The organism is Polaromonas sp. P1_E3 (assembly GCF_056405935.1).
The window spans coordinates 1-1046 of record NZ_JBFUBD010000661.1 but is presented as its reverse complement, the minus strand read 5'-3'; the positions used below and the strand labels follow the sequence as shown (position 1 = coordinate 1046).

At 56.6% G+C, this 1046-nt stretch carries 1 protein-coding gene; it reads left to right on the top strand.

Translation table 11 applies throughout. The features are described 5' to 3' along the window. Nucleotides 1-166: 166 nt before the first annotated feature. The coding region (locus tag AC1D0Z_RS22590) for a methyl-accepting chemotaxis protein (RefSeq protein ID WP_477660376.1) at nt 167-1046 on the top strand (880 nt) is incomplete at its 3' end.

Below are 1046 nucleotides of genomic sequence, written 5' to 3'. Positions count from 1 at the left end.
CGGTGATGTAAGCCAAAACCTACAGTTGAAGGCGCTGTGACAGGCGCGCAGCACATTGCCGCGCCGCCGGGTAAATTGCACACGCTTTTGTTGTCATTCTGAATGTTCGCGGGTAACCTCGGCAGCCGTTTCTACAAAACGTTACCTTCAATACAGGATGAATGCTATGGAGGCATTGGCCAAGCTTTCGGTGTTAGAGCGCGACACCGAACTCAAGTCCATTCTCAAATCCCTGAGCGCGCTGCGACGAGGTGAAGTGGCCGTCACGCTGCCGACCGAGTGGGATGGCATCTACGGGAAAATAGCTGGTGAATTCAATCAGTTATCTGCCATGACGGCGGCGACCGCCAGCCGCTGCAAGGGACTTGTTACCAAATCCCGATCTGCGGCGCGAGTGAACCGCCGTTTGCCTGAGGAAAAATTGTCGGGATTCTGGCTCGAAAACGCCGTCGCGATCAACGGCGTTCTGGACGAAGCTGATATCGCAACGGACCAGACCAAAGTCATTCTCGCAGCGTTAACAGATCTCAAAAGAGGTGACGTTCGTGCTTCGTTGCCACAGGATTGGACAGGGATTCCTGGCAAAGTTGCAGATGCATTTAACGATGTGGTTTCGGAAAATGTCCGGATGGCGCGAGAGCTTGAGCGGTTGAGCCGTGTCGTTGGAAAAGAAGGTCGCTTGAAAGAGCGCGCATTTGTCCCTGATGCCACAGGCTTCTGGCGCGACTCCGCGGAGTCCATCAACTCCTTGATATCAGACCTGGTTCATCCAACCAGCGAGGTGGCGCGTGTGATTGGCGCGGTCGCGCAGGGCGATCTTTCCAAGAGCATGGCGCTCGAAGCAGAAGGCCGGGCGCTGGAAGGAGAATTCTTGCGCACGGCAATGATCATCAACAAAATGGTGGAGCAATTGGGTACCTTCTCCGCCGAAGTGACCCGCGTGGCGCGGGAGGTCGGTACCGAAGGCAAGCTGGGCGGGCAGGCCGACGTGCAGGGCGTGGCCGGCACCTGGAAGGATTTGACCGACTCCGTCAACTCCATGGGTT